Here is a 15143-nt window from a genome sequence, read left to right as displayed (position 1 = left end):
TATAGTGGTCCGGTGACCGAAGCGACGCCCGAGCCGTCCAGCCTGGCCGAGATCGCGCTGCTGCGGGTGCGGCGCAGCGACTCGGCTCCGTTCCTCATGACGATCGACGAACGCCAGCCCCACGAGGTGCGCGCCCGTTCGTACGGCGAGGCCGCCGAGCGGGCGGCCGCGCTTGCCGGTGCACTCGCGGCGGCGGGAGTCGCGCCGGGCGAGCGGGTCGGCTGCTACCTGTCTAATGCGCCCTGCTGGGTCGTGGGGGCGCTGGGAACCTGGTGGGCCGGCGGGGTGGTCGCTGCCGTCGGCACCCTCGTGCCGGGACCCGAGGCGGCCCGGCTGTTCGAGCTCGCGGGCGTCTCGACCGTCGTCGCGGCCGCCGGGGCACCCGCGCTGCCGGCGACGTTCAGGGTTGTCACGATCGACGAGGAGGGCGACGGCGTGGGTGCCACCGCCCGTCCCGCCACCGGTGCCGGACCTCTCGACTTCCGCCTGCCCGACCCGGACGAGCTCGGGGCGATCTTCTTCACCTCGGGGACGACGGGCCAGCCCAAGGGCATCACCTACACCCATGGCGACTTCGTGACGGGGGCTAAGCGAGTCGCCGGCGGCTACGCCCGCAAGGCCGCCTACCGTCCGGACCCGGCGCCCGCGCACCTGGCTCCCGGGGTCGTGTTCAACCCGTTCGGGCATACGGCCGGGTTCCTGCGGCTGGCGTTCCGGATGTGGATCGGGCGCCCCGCGCTGCTGATCCCGAGGTTCACCGTGCCGGCGGTCCAGGCGTACTTCTCCCGCTTCAGCGCCGACTCGCTCCAGCTGACGCCGACCATGATCCACATGTTGGCGACGAGCGGCGAGCCGATCGAGCTGCGCGGGGTCCAGTACGTCACCTCGGGCACCGCCCCGCTCTCCGTCGCGACCCGCGACCGCTTCGAGCAGCGGTTCGGCGTCCCCGTGCTCGACGCCTACGGCATGACCGAGGTGGGCGTGGTGAGCCAGGAGCGGCTGGAGGACGTCCGCGCGGGCCGGCGGCGGCCGGGGTCGGTCGGGCGCCCGGCGACGGGCGTGGACATCCGCATCCGGCCGCTCGACGACGAGGACAGGCCCGAGGGAGAGGGCGAGATCCTGGTGCGCACCAAGGACATGCCGGCCGAGTTCGTCGGCGGCGCGAAGGTCCCCGTCGACGCGGAGGGATGGTTCGCGACCGGCGACGTCGGGCGCCTGGAGGACGGTCTGCTCTACGTCACCGGCCGGGCCCAGGAGAAGATCATCGTGGGCGGGTTCAACGTCTACCCCGCCGAGGTGGAGGACGCCGCGCGCCGGTCGCCCCTCGTCACCGACCTCGTCGTCGTCGGCCTGCCCGACGACCGGCTGGGCGAGCGGCCGGTCGCCGGCATCGTGTGGGCGGGGGCGCCCGACGAGGAGGCCCTGCTGCGGGAGCTGCGGACCGGCCTGGCCCACTACAAGGTCCCGCGCGGGACCTTCGCGCTCGACGCCGTGCCGCTGACGCCACGGGACAAGGTCGACCGCCGCCGGGCCAGGGAGCTGGCCCGCGCAGCCTTCGACCAGGTGGCGGCGGACGGGGGCGCGGCCCGATGACCGACGAGCTCAACGTGGAGCGCCGCGGCCGGGTGCTCGTGGTCACGCTGGACCGCCAGCAGCGGATGAACGCGCTGAGCCAGCGGATCCAGACGACGCTGCGCGAGACCTGGACGTCGCTGCGGACCGACCGGACCATCCGCGCCATCGTCATCACCGCCGCCGGCCGCCGGGCGTTCTGCACCGGCATGGACCTCCAGGACTTCGCCGAGCGCGGCGGCCCGCGCGAGATCAACCCGGACGTCCACGCGGAGCTGCGCCAGACGCCGCTGGAGTGCGACGTGTGGCTCCCGACGATCGTCGCCGTGAACGGCGTGTGCACGGGGGCGGGCTTCCACTTCGTCGCCGACGCCGACGTGGTGGTCGCCTCGACGGATGCCTGGTTCGTAGACACCCACGTCAGCGTCGGTCAGGTCGCCGCGATCGAACCGATCACGTTGCTGCCGCGGATCGGGCTGGGCAACGCGCTGCGTCTCGCCGTCCTCGGCCGCAAGGGCCGCATCGACGCGGCCGAGGCGCTGCGGATCTCGCTCGTCGACGAGGTCGTCGAGCCCGACCGGCTCCTGGAACGGGCCCTCGAACTGGCCGACATCGCGGCGTCGGGATCCCCGGCCGCGATCGAGGCGTCGAAGCGCGCCATCCGCTCCGCCGTGGAGCGGCCAATGGCGCAGGCCATGCAGTACGGGTGGGACCTGCTGATCGAACATCGGGCCCACCCGGACTGCAACGAGGGCCCGCTGGCCTTCGTCGAGCGCAGGGAGGCGAGATGGCAGTGAACGGGAGCACCGGCTCCGAGGACGTCGAGCGAGGGGTGCGGGAGTTTCTCCGGACGCACCTGCCCGCGGAGTGGGTCGCGGCGGTCGGCCGCGGCGACACCGGGGCAGTAGGCGCGTTCAGAGAGCAGCTTGACCTCTCGGCCTGGTGGGTGAGCCTCGCCGACGCGGGCTACGTGACGCCGACCTGGCCGGCCGAGTACGGCGGCCTCGGCGCGAGCCGGGCGGCGGGCGGCGCGATCGGCCGCACGCTCAGCACCTACCGGGTGCCGCGCTTCACCAACCCGGTCGGCGTCGACCTGGTCGGGCCGGCCCTGCTGCGGTGGGGCACGGACGAGCAGAAGCGGCGGTTCCTGCGCCCCATCGCGCGGCACCAGGAGATCTGGTGCCAGCTGTTCTCCGAGCCCGGCGCGGGCTCGGACCTGGCGGGCCTGTCGACGAAGGCGGTCCGGGACGGCGACCGGTGGCTGGTCAGCGGGCAGAAGGTGTGGACCAGCCTCGCCCACCTGGCGTCCCATGGGCTGCTGCTGGCCAGGACGGATCCCGACGTGCCGAAGCACAAGGGGATCACCGCGTTCCTGCTGCCGATGGACCAGCCGGGCGTGACCGTCCGCCCGCTGCGCCACATGGCCGGTGACATCGAGTTCAACGAGGTCTTCCTCGACGACGTGCCGGTCGAGGACTCGTTGCGGCTGGGTGAGGTGGGCCAGGGCTGGCAGGTCGCCGTCTCGGTCCTGCTCAACGAGCGGCAGGCGACCTCGGGGTCCGGGGGAGCGCTGCCCGGGACCGTGACCGGGCGGTCCGTCGAGGCGTTGATCCGCCGGCACGCGCCCGTCGGCGACGTCGGCCTGCGGGAGCGTCTCGTGCAGGCCTTCATCGAGGACAAGCTGCTCTCGCTGACCGGCCGCCGCGCCGCCGCCCGGCGCCGCGCCGGGGGTGGCGTCGGGCCGGAGGGATCGGTCCTCAAGCTCCTCTACGGCGAGCACGCCCGGCGCCTGCAGGAGCTCGCCTGCGACCTGGAGGGTGCCGGCGGCCAGGCCTGGGTCGAGGGCGACCGGTGGCGCCAGAACACGGCCTGGTCGTTCCTGCGGGTGCAGTCCAAGACCATCGCGGGCGGCACGTCCGAGATCCAGCGCAACATCATCGGCGAACGCGTCCTGGGCCTGCCCAAGGAGCCGGACGTCGACCGAGACCTCCCCTGGTCCCAGGTCCGCCACTCCTGACGGCGGCCGCCGGCTGACCAAGATCGCCGTTTTGGCCCTCGGGTGGTTGCGATCGGAACACTTCCGTGACCATCCGTCGAATTGGCCAGCAGGGTCTGGTCGGCATTGGCGTTCTTGCCGCGCCGTGCAGTGCCCAGCACCGCTTTCGCCGTGGCGACCAGCGGCTCTGCTCGGTCCTGCTCGGTCCTGCTCGGTCCTATTCGGTCCGCAGCGTGGTGGCGGTCCGGGTCCGTGCCGCCCAGCTGGCTGGCAGCAGTGCGCCGAGCAGGGCGATCACGATCCCGCCGGCCAGCAGGGGGATGAGCAGCCCGGCGGTGTAGGAGTGGGTCACGCTCGGCGGCAGGTGCCGGCCGATCGCGTTCCCCATCGGGGTCAGCGTCGCCTTCTCCACCGCGACCCCGAGCGGGACCCCGATCAGCCCGGCGATCAGGCCGCTGAGTGTCACCGAGGTCAGGACCATCGCGATGGTCTGTTTGGGTGTCATCCCGAGGGCCTTGAGGATCCCCAGGTCATGGACCCGCTCCCGGGTGTCCTGCACCACCATGCTCAGCACCCCGAGCGCGGCGACCGCGATCATCATCAGCGTGAGCGTGGCCACCAGGGCGCCCATGGTGATCACCACGATGTTCTTGCCCCCATCGGTGTTCGGCTGGACCGAGGCGTTCAGCGGGGTTAGCGCGGCGGCGGCCGAGGTGGACCAGTCCGGTCCGTTGACGTTCGAGGCCAGCTCGACGTTGTACTGGTCGATGTGCGGGTTCAGACCGGCGGCGGTGAAAGTGGCCGCATCCGTCATGACCGTGTAGTCGCCCACGTTGGTGTCGAAGTTGATGCCGACGACCTTCAGCGACAGTTGCTTGTTCCGCTGCACCACGGTGACGTCGTCACCGACGTGGATTCCCACCGCCGAGGCCAGCTTGTCGCCGACAACGGCCTCGCCGGGCGCCGAGTACCAGCGGCCGGACAGCAGCTCCAGGTTCGTCCAGGAGAAGTCGCCGGTGACCGTGAACACCTTCGCCGGTTCGCCGCCGGGCGGGGCGCCGACCATGGTCGCACCGCTGTCGCCCCAGCCGAACGCGGCCTTCGTGCCCGGGATCTCGGCGAGCGCGGCGGCCACCTTGGCGGCATCCAGGTGCGGGTTGCGCGGGTCGTTGGGGCCGTAGCGACCCCAGGGCACGCCTACGTCGGCTGTGGGCTCCACGAACTCCGACGCGACGTTGAAGCCTGAGGTGCTGGCGTCCAGGTACTTGTTGAACCCGGTCTCCAGCCCCACCGCGAACGTGGCGGTCACCACGCCGAACAGCACCGCCGCACCGACCAGTACGGCCCGGGACGGCCGGGCGAACGGCTGGGCCAGCCCCAGCGACATGGCCCGGGGCAGCGGCAGCCGCGAGGCAAGACGCTGCGCCGTCTGACCGCCCCCGGCTTTGGGGACGCGGCCGACCACCAGGGCCCGCACCGTCGGCATCCGGCCGGCCCGCAGTGCCGGGATCAAAACCGTGACGCCGACGATCAGCAGGGTGCCCAGCGCCACCACGGCGCTGACCCACAACGGAATCGTGGCACTGGCCGCGCCGAGCTGCTTGGTGGCCCCGCCCAGGATCGGCACGGCCAGGAGGTTGCCGAAAACCGTGCCGAGCACCAGGCCGAGTGTCGCCGGGATCATGGCCTGCGCGGTGTAGGCGCGGGCCACCTGCGAAGGGGTGAAGCCCAACGACTTCAGAATCCCGATGCGCCGGATTCCCGAGGCCACAGCCCCGCTGACCACGATCGAGATGATCAGCACCGACATGAACAGCCCGAGGATCCCGAAGCCGATCAGGAACGGCACGTAGGGCTTGGCGTGGCGGGTCGCCGGCTGCGCCGGGGTCCGTTACGAGTGGCCCCCCTCGCCCGCGCCGGCCGGCGCGGCGGCGGCCACCGCCTGCTTGTCGGTGGCGATGTCGGCGTCGGTCCCAGCTTTGGCGAACCGGTAGAGCATCTGCTCGTCGGACTTGGCGCCGGCAGCGGTGAGCCGCGCGAAACCGTCGGCGGTAGCGAAGGCGGTCGCGCTGTCGGTCACCGAGTCGGCGAAGCCGACGACCTTGAACGACGGCTTGCCCGGCAGGGAGGAGAACACCACCGAATCGCCGAAGCAGTCGGCGGCATAGTGCTGCCACGGCAGGGCGATCTCGCCCGGGCTCGTCGGCCAGCGCCCCTGGGTCAGCACGAGTTGGTCCATCCCGGAGGTGCTGCCCAGGTCGGGCCGGGTGGTGACGGTGATCGGACCGTTGTCGTGACCGGCGAAATCCTTCTTGGGGCAGTCCGTGCCGATCGTCGTGTCCAGGGCGGCGGCGATCGGGTAGGGCCCGGCCGCCTCGGTGACGCCGGCGGCGTGGGCGGTGGCGGCGGCCTGCGCGGCCGTGACCTTCGAGCTGTCGAACTGGACCGCCAGGTGCGCCCCGTTCCGAGCACTGAAAGCGTTCTCGAACGGGGCCTGCGCGACGGCCAGCAGGCCGAGGGAGAGCACTGAGGACGTCACCGCGGCGAACGTTGTCAAGGCCATGACGAAGGACTGGACCCGACGCCGGCCCACGCCGGAACGTACGACCTTGCCCAAGGCGCTCACCGGCTCACCGCCAGCGGCAGGCGGCCCACGGCCCGGAAACCGACCTCGAAGACGCGCCGGGGCATCGGCGGCTTGCGCAGGGTCATCGGACCTCTCCCGCCGGACGGGGCAGCGGTGTGCGGGCGGCCAGGCCGGCACCGCTGCCGTCGTTGATGACGTCCCGCTTGACCGCGCCGTCCACCAACTCGATCGTGCGGCGCGCGGTGCTCGCGGCCAGCTGCACGTCGTGGGTGACCAGCAGGATGGTCTGGCCCTCGCTGTTCAGGTCCAGCAGCAGCTGGCGCACGTCCTCGGCCGAGCTCGAGTCCAGAGCGCCGGTCGGCTCATCGGCCAGCAGCAGCGCCGGCTTGTTCATCAGGGCCCTGGCCACCGCCACCCGCTGCCGTTGCCCGCCGGACAGCCGCTGCGGATAGGCCTTGACATGCCGGTCGATGCCCAGCGAGCCGAGCAGCCCGATGGCCCGCCGCTTCGCTTCGCCCTTGGCCATCCCGGCCAGCTGCGCCGGAACCATGACGTTGTCCAACACGGTCAGGTCGTCGAGCAGGTTGAAGAACTGGAAGATCATGCCGATGGAGGCCCGGCGGTACTTCGCCGAACCGGCCTCGCCGAGCTGGTCGACGCGGGTGCCGTCGACGGTCACGGTGCCACTGGAAGGCTTGTCCAGACCCGCGATCAGGTTCAGCAGCGTGGACTTGCCACTGCCGGAATGGCCGAGGATCGCCACGCACTCACCAGCCGCCACGGACAAGGTGACGCCGGCCAGTGCGGGCGGGCCGTCGTCGTACTTCTTTGTCGCGTCTTGGAGAGCGATCATCGGCGGATTCGTCATGGCCATGAACCTAGGAACGGACCATGATCCACCGCGTCGGCCGGCGGATGTCACCTCTTCCCAGGCCATCGGCCTGGGGGCGTATCCGGCGTACATCCCCGGGGCGACGCGCCGAGCCGACGCCAGTGAATACGATCTCTGTATGGAACGGCTTCTCCAGCGTCTCTCGACATCGAAGCGCGTGACCTGGCTGATGTCACAGGCCGTGGTGCTGGCCATCACCGGCTTCTATGCGCTGATGCTCGTCTTGACGACGCCGAGCCCTGACGACGGCCTGTTCCGGTTCCCCGACCTCGGGCGCTACCAGACGATGGGTCTCTGCGTCGTGCTCGCCCTTCCGATCCTGCTGGTGCGCCGTCTGCCGGCGGCCGTCTTCGCGGCGGTCCTGGGCGAATCAGCCCTCGGCGACATTTTCGGCGCGCGGCCCTTGGTCGTGTTCATCCTGCTCGTCGCCTTGAGCGGGTACATCGCCGCCCGGCGGCCGAAGGCTGCCGCCGTCGGCTCCGTCGCGGGCGTCGCGGCCGCGTTCGTCAACGACATCGGCGTCCGCGGAGAGAACGTCGGTGACGCGGTCCAGTGGGCCGGGTGGCTCGCGGTGTGGTTCGCGGTCGCGTGGGTCTTCGGGGGGGTGTATCGCAAACGCCGTGAATACCTCGAAGCTCTGGACGAGCAGACCGCGGCCCGCGTCGTCATGGCCGAGCGGCTGCGGATCGCCCGCGAGCTGCACGACAGCGTCGCGCACAGCATCGGGATCATCACGGTGCTGTCGGGAGCGGCGGCGCGGGTCGTGGAGACCAAGCCCGAGCAGACGCGGCAGGCGCTGACCGGCATCGAGACCACCAGCCGGGAGACGCTGCTGGAGTTGCAGCGCATGCTCGGGGCGCTACGCCGCGCTGAGCCGGACGACGCCATGCCGCAGGCCGCTCCGCTGGCGCCGGCCGGCAGCCTGGCCGACGTCCCGCAGCTCGCCGAACGTACGGCCGGCGCCGGGGTGCGGGTTCATGTGACCTGGCGGGGCGAGCAGCGTCCACTGCCGCCGGAGATCGAACTGTCGGCGTTCCGGATCATCCAGGAGTCGGTGACGAACGTGGTGCGGCACTCCAGGGCGCGGACGTGCCGGGTCGCGGTCGGTTACGAGCCGGAAGGAGTGAGGATCGAGGTGGTGGACGACGGGGACGACGGTCTGGGCGGGCCGGGCCGTCCGAGGCACTCGGCGGCCGGCGGGAGCGGCTTCGGCCTGCTCGGCATGCGCGAGCGGGTGACGTTGCTGTCCGGCCAGTTCAGCGCCGGCCAGCGTCCGGAGGGCGGATTCCGGGTGACGGCGAGGCTCCCGGCATGAGCGTGCGGGTGCTGCTGGTCGACGACCAGCCGCTGATGCTGGTCGGGCTCGCGATGCTGATCGGCGACACCGACGACCTGGAGGTGGTCGGCCAGGCCGGCGACGGCCGCGAGGCGGTGCGCCTGGTGCGTGAGCTGCGGCCGGACGTCGTGGTGATGGACATCCGGATGCCGGGCGTGGACGGGATCGAGGCGACCCGACAGGCGACCGCCGAGCCGGACCCGCCCAAGGTGCTGCTGCTGACGACCTTCGACCACGACGAGTACGTCTACGGCGCACTGCGCGCCGGGGCCAGCGGCTTCCTGCTCAAGAGCATGGCCCTGGACGCGATCCTGGAAGCGATCCGCGTGGTGGCCGCGGGCGACGCGCTCATCGCGCCGAGCGTGACCCGACGGCTGATCGCGGACTTCGCCGGAACGTCCGGCCCCGCGGCCCCCGAACCGGACGCCGGGCCCGCCGCGGACTCGAGTCCCATCGCGGGGATCACCGACCGGGAGCGCGAGGTGCTGGCACTGGTCGGACAGGGGCTGTCGAACACTGAGATAGCCGAGCGGCTGGTGATCAGCGCGGCGACCGCGAAGACCCATGTCGCGCGTCTGTTCGCCAAGCTCGAGGCTCGGGACCGCGTCCACCTGGCGATCATCGCCTTCGAAACCGGACTCGTGCCGCGTAGACGTTAGGGGCTTGCCCAGCCCGCCCGTACGTCGGTCGCGTCTCCTCAGACTGGACATCCTCAAGGGCCCGTGCCGACCGAGCTGACCCAGGTGGACGGCCAGCGCCCAACGGTCGTCGCAGGGTGTCTCGGTCTACTTCGTGCCGGCGTCTGCCGCCGCCGGGCTCTGGACTACCAGGGGCCGCAGGTAGGACGTGTCGGTGCGGTCCTCGGCGATGACGTTGACCAGCGGCACCGCCCCGCCGAGGTCCGGGTGGAAGACGGTCGTCTCGGCGCGCCACTCCGGCAGGCAGACGCGGGCCGCGATCGCCCAGCGCCCGGCGCGGCGCTCGAAGCGGTCGACGTAACGGCCGCCGTAGACCTTCAGCGGCTCGTTCGGGTCGCGTTCGGTGGCGACGAACAGGTAGTACGTCTCGACGTGCGCCTCGTCGCCGGCCAGCTCGATGTGGTGGTTCGTGACGTAGTGCTGGTGGCGGAACTGCTGGCGGTGGTAGGCGAAGGACCAGTCGAGGAACGCGTCCACGGGCCCGACGAAGCCGGCATGGTCGTCGATCGCGTCGTCGTGGTACGCGGAGCGGGCCAGCTCACGGTCCAGCCGGTCCATCCCGCGGGCGTACCGGGCCAGGCAGTCGATGATGTCCGCCCGGTCGGCCAGGCGCAGGAGCCGCTGCTGGGTCGCGTCGTCCATGGAACCGCCGTCCGGATCGGGGTGTGTGGGCGGCATGGGCTGCTACCCGCCGGTGGCGAGGCCGTGGCGGTCGAAGGTTTCCAGAACGCCCTTCGTCCAGCCGAGGACGTTCTCGTTCTTGACCTTGTCGGCCAGGCCGGCCAGGTCGACCTTGTAGAGCCGGGCGGCGTTCTCGGCCACGATCTTGCGCTTGGCCGTCGCGGTGAGCTTGGGGTAGCCGTACCGCTCGCACATCGCGTCCGGGATCTGGAACTTCCGGAAGGCGTCCAGCACCGGCTGGGTCGGCCCGTACCAGATCGCGTCGGTGCCCCAGACGATGTTGTCCTCGCCGAGGTGCAGCAGGAGCTTGCCGAGGACGTGGGCGGCCTCGACCGGGCGGCTGACGAGGCAGAACCAGGTGGTCCCGAGCTCTGCGTACACGTTGTCGCCCGGGCCGAGACCGGCGCCGCGGACGGACTCGATCAGCCGGTTGACGCCGATGTCGGCCGCCTCCGCGGTGAACGGGACCTCGCCGAGGCCGGGCTCGTAGCCCGAGTGGTAGACGACGAAGTTGATGTCCGGGAAGTCCCGCGCGGCCGGGCCGACGTCGCTCGGCGAGCCCGACGCCACCAGCCCGCTCACGCCCTTGTGCGCGCAGACCAGGTTGACGCCGGTCGCCCGGACCTGCTCCAGGAAGGGCCGGCCGGTCGTGTCATCGTCGAGGCGCCAGGCGAAGTCCTGGTCGTATCCGACGTACTGGTCGCTCATCTGACCGAGTGTGTAGACCTTCCAGCCCGACGGCTGGTACGCGGCGGTCCAGTCGTGCATCCGGTCGATCTCGCCCATGTTGGGCCGCACGACGGTGTGGTTGAGCAGGCGGCCGGAGCCGGCCATCCGGTCGAACAGCTCGCGCATGCCGGCCATCTCGCGGTTGGTCAGCAGCATCTCGCCCTCGGTGGTGCCGGGGGTCGAGCTGATGACCGCGAGCGCGGTCTCGCTCTCCACGAACACGCAGCGCAGGTACTCCGCCATCGTGAACGCGGTGACTCCCTCGAGCCCGGTCCACCAGTCCGGACCCAGGTGCCGGTAGCTCCCGAGGACGTGGTCCTGGAAGGTGCGCAGGCTCGGGCGGCTCGCGACCCAGTGCGTCTGCACGTCGATGACCGGGCCGTCGGAGGCGAAGGCCTCCTCGGCCGCCGCGTCGTCCAGCGCGGCCTCCGCCGGGACGTCGTAGAAGGCGTCGCCCGCGGCCTCGTTCAGTGCCAGCAGTCCGGCGGCCGTTCCCCGGCGACCGGCCCAGTAGCGCTGGATCGGTGCCTGCGTGCGTTCGGCGGCCTCGGAACCCGTCTCGGCGGCCGTCGCGCTCGCGTGCAGCTGGGTCGCGGTCCGCGGGGGAGGGACGTACTCGTCCGTGCCCAGCGGCGTGAGGAACGCGGGTCCTAAGCTGTCCTCGCCTGTTGCCATGATCTCCGTCCTCGTCGGTCGGGGCGCGCGCGCCGGGGGATCAGGTCCCGGCGATCGAGATGCGGCGGCCCTCGCGCTTGTCGCCGAGATACGCGAAGGCGGGGTCGTCGGGGACCTCGTCCGGCCGCAGCGGCGTCGCGACCTCGTCCACGGTCGGGCCGACCCGGTCGGCCACGCCCTGCAGGAAGTCGAGGTCGGCGCCGTACAGCTCGGCGGCATTCCCCGCGAGCAGCGTGCGGATCTCGTCCTCGGGCACGCCCTGCAGCAGCCCGCGCAGCACCTTGCGGGTGTGCGGGGCCGTGCCCTCGTGGTGTGGGAAGTCGGCGCCCCACATCAGCCGGTCCATGCCGATGTCGTCGCGGCGCTGGACGTCGCCGCCGATCAACAGCGAGCTGACCCAGACGTTGCGGCGGCAGTACTCGCTCGGCAGCAGCTTCAGCTTGGAGATTGCCTCGCCGGCGAACATCTCGGGGATCGTGCCGGGCACCTGCGCGCCGCGGGCGAAGCCGTCGAGCACTGGCATCTGGTCGAGGACCCAGCTGCCGGTGCCGAGCTCGGTGAAGGTGAACCTCAGGTCCGGGAACCGGTCGAAGACACCCGAGAAGACGAGCTGGAACAGCGTGCGCTGCCCGAAGTAGAGGGTCTCGTAGACCCCGCAGGCGTGCGCCACGTCGACCGAGTCGCGCTCCTCGTCGGAGCCGACGATCGAGCCGTGCCGGCCGACCGGCATGCCCAGCTCCTGGCAGAGCGCCCAGATCGGGTCGTACTTGGCGTAGTACAGGTTGTGCAGCTTCAGGTGGTGGTCGGAGGGGAGCAGCACGCCGCGCATCCCCGCCTCCCTCGCCCACCGGATCTCCGCGAGCGCGTCGTCGATGTCGTCGATGAGCAGCTGGGCGAGCCCGAACCGGCGGCCGGGGGCCTGGTCGCAGAAGTCCTTGAGCCACCGGTTGTGGGCCCTGATCCCGGCCCACCGGCGCTCGTACTCCGCCTGGTTGCGCGGGCCGGGCGCGGCCAGCGCACCGTTGGGGAAGAACGGCGGCACCGTGTTCGGGAAGATCACCTCGGCGGCGATCCCCTCGGTCTCCAGCGCCTCCAGGCGCTTGCCCGAATCCCAGTTCAGCGGCGACATGTACGACGACACGCCGGCCTTCCACTCCGACTCGGTGTCGATGTCACCCCAGAGATCGAAGTAGTTGTCGGCCCAGTGGTCGAACTCCTCGTGCCACCGCGGCTCCAGGTACTGCTTGTAGTCGCGGAGATCCGCGCCAGCATGGCAGTCCGTCGAGATGAGCACGTAGCGACGGCCAGTGGAGTGGCTCTGCATCTGGGACTCCAATGGGTGAAGTGACGGCGACGTCGGATCCTGCGAACGCCACGCGCCGGAGATAATACGCCTAGCTTAACGATGGAACAACGGCCTTCGGTGGCGCAAGTGACGTCGTGGTCCGGGGTCGAGTCCGGCGGGCGAGCGGTCCACCGTAGTGGCGGTCGCCGCCGGCTGCGCCATGCGCCCCCGTCGTTCCCCTGTCGAGCGTCCGGACCAGCGCAGAGGCATGAGCCAAAGGCATCGAACGGCGCTCGTCGGCCAGGCGGTGGGCGGCGCGAGGCCGCTCGACGAGCGAGCGTAGCCGACACCTCGGTCAGGTGGCCAGGGGCGGTTGCGTCGCGCCGGGCCGACGTGGTGGACTGTATAAGCTCAGGAACTTAAATAAGGGGAAGCCGTGACGGATGGTTCAGTTGACTGCCCGATCAACGACGCCGACAACCACATGTACGAGACGCAGGACGCGTTCACCAGGCACCTGCCGGCGCGGTACTCGGGCCTGATCAAGTACGTGCAGGTGAACGGCCGGACGAAGATCGCGGTGAAGAACGCGATCTCCGACTACATCCCGAACCCGACGTTCGAGGTGGTCGCCCGGCCCGGCGCCCAGCAGGACTATTTCAAGAACGGCAACCCCGAGGGCCGGTCCCGCCGGGAGATCCTCGGCGAGCCGATGCGCGCGGTGGACGCCTACTTCGCCCCCGAGCCGCGCCTGAGGCTGATGGACGAGCTGGGCATCAACCGGGCAATCATGTGGCCGACCCTGGCCAGCCTGCTGGAGGAGCGGCTCTCCGACGACCCGCGGGCGATGCACGCCGTCGTCCACGCGTTCAACGAGTGGATGTACGAGCAGTGGACCTTCAACTACCGGGACCGCATCTTCCCGACCCCGGTCATCACTCTGCCGATCGTCGAGAAGGCGATCGAGGAGCTTGAGCTCGTGGTCAGCCGGGGGGCGCGGATCGTGCTCATCCGGCCCGCGCCCGTGCCGGGCCTGGAGGGCACCCGCTCCTTCGCGCTGCCCGAGTTCGACCCGTTCTGGCGCAAGGTCGTGGAGGCGGACATCGCCGTCGGGATGCACGCCTCCGACGACGGGTCGACCCGTTACCTCAACGTGTGGGAGGGCGGCGGCGGTGGGGAGTTCCTGCCGTTCAAGTCGCAGAGCGCGTTCGAGGAGGTCTTCCGCCACCAGCACCGGGGCATCCTCGACGCGATGCTCTCGGCGGTCTGCCACGGCCTGTTCACCCGGTTCCCGTCGCTGCGGGTCATGCCGGTCGAGAACGGCTCGGTGTGGGTGGGCCCGCTGCTCGACGTGCTGGAGCACACCTACGGCCGCAACCCGCACCTGTTCGACGAGGACCCGGTCGCGGCCTTCCGGCGCAACGTGTGGGTGCATCCGTTCCACGAGGACGACCCGCTTGACGTCGTCCGGCTCCTCGGCGCCGACCGGGTCCTGTTCGGTTCGGACTACCCGCATCCCGAGGGCCTGGCGGCTCCGGCCGACTACTTCAAGCGCCTCGACGGGCTGCCGCCGGCCGACATCGCGCGGATCATGGGCGGCAACCTCGCCGCCGTCATGAAGTTCGCGGCCTGAGGGACCGGCCGACCTCATGGCGAACCTGACCTGGGCCAGCCCACCGGACCTGGACCCGGAAGCGAAGATCAGATGTAGCGACTGGTCGCGGGTGGCGGCTCTTTCCCCCATCGCGACCAGCGGCACGTACCCCGGCTTCCTCCTCCTGGAGCTCCCGTTGCCGTGGCCGGGCGACGTCGGCGAGGCCCCCGAAGCGGCGGCGGTCGCGCCTCTTCTGAGCCCGGTCGGCTATCGGGTACAGGCCGTGGTCCCCGCTGACCCGGACGCCCGTCCGGAGGAACGACGGGTCATCCTGTACGCACGGCCGCCGGGTGGCGGCCCGTTCACCGGCTACCGGCGGTTCGAGCGCGCGGTAGGCGCTTCGCTGACCGCCGCCGTCGTCGACCTGCTGGCGGGCGCCGCGAACCCGGGGCCATGCGACCTGGAGACCGGCGGGGTCGACGTCCTGGTGTGCGGCCACGGCCAGCGGGACAGCTGCTGCGGGCGGCTGGGCGCGGGACTCGCCACCCGGCTGGCGGCGGCCGGGGCGCCCGACGGCGTCACGTACCGGCGAACCAGCCACCTGGGCGGCCACCGCTTCGCCGCAACCTTCCTGGTCCTGCCGGAGGGCACGGCCTGGGCCTACGGCGACGAGGACCTGGTCGCCACGGTGCTGCGCCGCGAGGGCGACTTCGCCGACGTCGCCGGCCACTACCGCGGTTGCTGCGGCCTGGGCGGCCCGCAGGTGCAGGCGCTCGAACTGGAGGTCCTGCGCCGGGTCGGCTGGAGCCTGCTGGACTCCCCGCGCTCCGGCTCGTTCGACGGCTCGCGCGCCGACCTGACCTGCGTGGCCGACGGCGGCGCGACCGTCACGTGGTCGGCCGACGTCGAGCGCGGCCGTGCCGTGCCGACGCCCGACTGCCAGAGCCCGCCCTCGTCGGCCACCAAGAGCCAGATCGAATGGGCCGTCTCGGCGGTAACTCGCGACTAGCCCTGCCTTCACCGGACGGACGGCCGGCGCGACCGGAAGGCTGCGGCCGCCGTCGGCCCGGTGCACAGCCAGTTCGGTTCACAGCGACG

Annotated in this window: 13 protein-coding genes; 7 read left to right on the top strand and 6 right to left on the bottom strand. The window is 71.4% G+C overall.

Going from position 1 to position 15143, the window contains the following annotated elements:
* Positions 1–12: 12 nt before the first annotated feature.
* The 3 genes from I6A60_RS25020 to I6A60_RS25010 are packed head-to-tail and all read left to right on the top strand — an operon-like array spanning position 13 to position 3589.
* Positions 13–1593, top strand: coding sequence for a class I adenylate-forming enzyme family protein (locus I6A60_RS25020; RefSeq protein ID WP_203024856.1), 1581 nt, complete (start codon positions 13–15; stop codon positions 1591–1593).
* Entirely contained in the window at positions 1590–2369 is a 780-nt protein-coding gene (locus tag I6A60_RS25015) for an enoyl-CoA hydratase/isomerase family protein (protein ID WP_203024857.1), read from the top strand. The genes I6A60_RS25020 and I6A60_RS25015 overlap by 4 nt, the downstream gene beginning before the upstream one ends.
* Positions 2360–3589, top strand: a complete 1230-nt coding sequence (locus tag I6A60_RS25010) for an acyl-CoA dehydrogenase family protein (protein ID WP_203024858.1) — start codon at positions 2360–2362, stop codon at positions 3587–3589. Before I6A60_RS25015 ends, I6A60_RS25010 begins: the two co-directional genes overlap by 10 nt.
* 196 nt (positions 3590–3785) lie before the next feature.
* Here I6A60_RS25010 and I6A60_RS25005 read toward each other — a convergent pair whose 3' ends face one another.
* From I6A60_RS25005 to I6A60_RS24995, 3 genes are all read right to left on the bottom strand, one after another.
* Positions 3786–5417, bottom strand: coding sequence for an ABC transporter permease (locus tag I6A60_RS25005; RefSeq protein WP_203055705.1), 1632 nt, complete (start codon positions 5415–5417; stop codon positions 3786–3788).
* 42 nt (positions 5418–5459) lie between these two features.
* Complete coding sequence (locus I6A60_RS25000) at positions 5460–6131, bottom strand: hypothetical protein (RefSeq protein WP_203055704.1); 672 nt, start codon at positions 6129–6131, stop codon at positions 5460–5462.
* A gap of 145 nt (positions 6132–6276) precedes the next feature.
* Positions 6277–7023 (bottom strand): ABC transporter ATP-binding protein, encoded by a 747-nt coding sequence (locus tag I6A60_RS24995; protein ID WP_203024860.1) that lies wholly within the window; start codon positions 7021–7023, stop codon positions 6277–6279.
* Positions 7024–7165: 142 nt separating this feature from the next.
* Between I6A60_RS24995 and I6A60_RS24990 the strand changes: the two genes are divergently transcribed.
* Positions 7166–8362 carry a sensor histidine kinase gene (locus tag I6A60_RS24990; protein ID WP_203024861.1) on the top strand — a complete coding sequence of 399 codons (1197 nt, stop codon included), beginning with the start codon at positions 7166–7168 and terminating at the stop codon, positions 8360–8362.
* Entirely contained in the window at positions 8359–9042 is a 684-nt protein-coding gene (locus I6A60_RS24985; protein WP_203024862.1) for a response regulator transcription factor, read from the top strand. The genes I6A60_RS24990 and I6A60_RS24985 overlap by 4 nt, the downstream gene beginning before the upstream one ends.
* Positions 9043–9168: 126 nt before the next feature.
* On the opposite strand, the gene I6A60_RS24980 is transcribed toward I6A60_RS24985, so the two are convergent.
* Genes I6A60_RS24980 through I6A60_RS24970 form a run of 3 tightly spaced genes read right to left on the bottom strand, consistent with a single transcriptional unit; the run spans position 9169 to position 12490 of the window.
* Entirely contained in the window at positions 9169–9723 is a 555-nt protein-coding gene (locus tag I6A60_RS24980) for a nuclear transport factor 2 family protein (protein ID WP_203024863.1), read from the bottom strand.
* A gap of 42 nt (positions 9724–9765) precedes the next feature.
* A complete protein-coding gene (locus tag I6A60_RS24975) occupies positions 9766–11166 on the bottom strand; it encodes an amidohydrolase family protein (protein ID WP_203024864.1) in 1401 nt (466 codons plus the stop codon).
* 40 nt (positions 11167–11206) lie between these two features.
* A complete protein-coding gene (locus tag I6A60_RS24970) occupies positions 11207–12490 on the bottom strand; it encodes an amidohydrolase family protein (RefSeq protein WP_203024865.1) in 1284 nt (427 codons plus the stop codon).
* Positions 12491–12887: 397 nt separating this feature from the next.
* On the opposite strand from I6A60_RS24970, the gene I6A60_RS24965 reads away from it, so the two are divergent.
* Both I6A60_RS24965 and I6A60_RS24960 read left to right on the top strand, forming a co-directional pair.
* Positions 12888–14084 carry an amidohydrolase family protein gene (locus I6A60_RS24965; protein ID WP_307873854.1) on the top strand — a complete coding sequence of 399 codons (1197 nt, stop codon included), beginning with the start codon at positions 12888–12890 and terminating at the stop codon, positions 14082–14084.
* A 16-nt stretch (positions 14085–14100) separates the two neighbouring features.
* Complete coding sequence (locus tag I6A60_RS24960) at positions 14101–15054, top strand: sucrase ferredoxin (protein ID WP_203024866.1); 954 nt, start codon at positions 14101–14103, stop codon at positions 15052–15054.
* Positions 15055–15143: the final 89 nt, after the last annotated feature.

Source organism: Frankia sp. AgB1.9, from assembly GCF_016786355.1.
Classification (GTDB): domain Bacteria; phylum Actinomycetota; class Actinomycetes; order Frankiales; family Frankiaceae; genus Pseudofrankia.
Note: the sequence above shows the minus strand (reverse complement) of the source record. Positions and strands in the feature narration are given on the sequence as shown.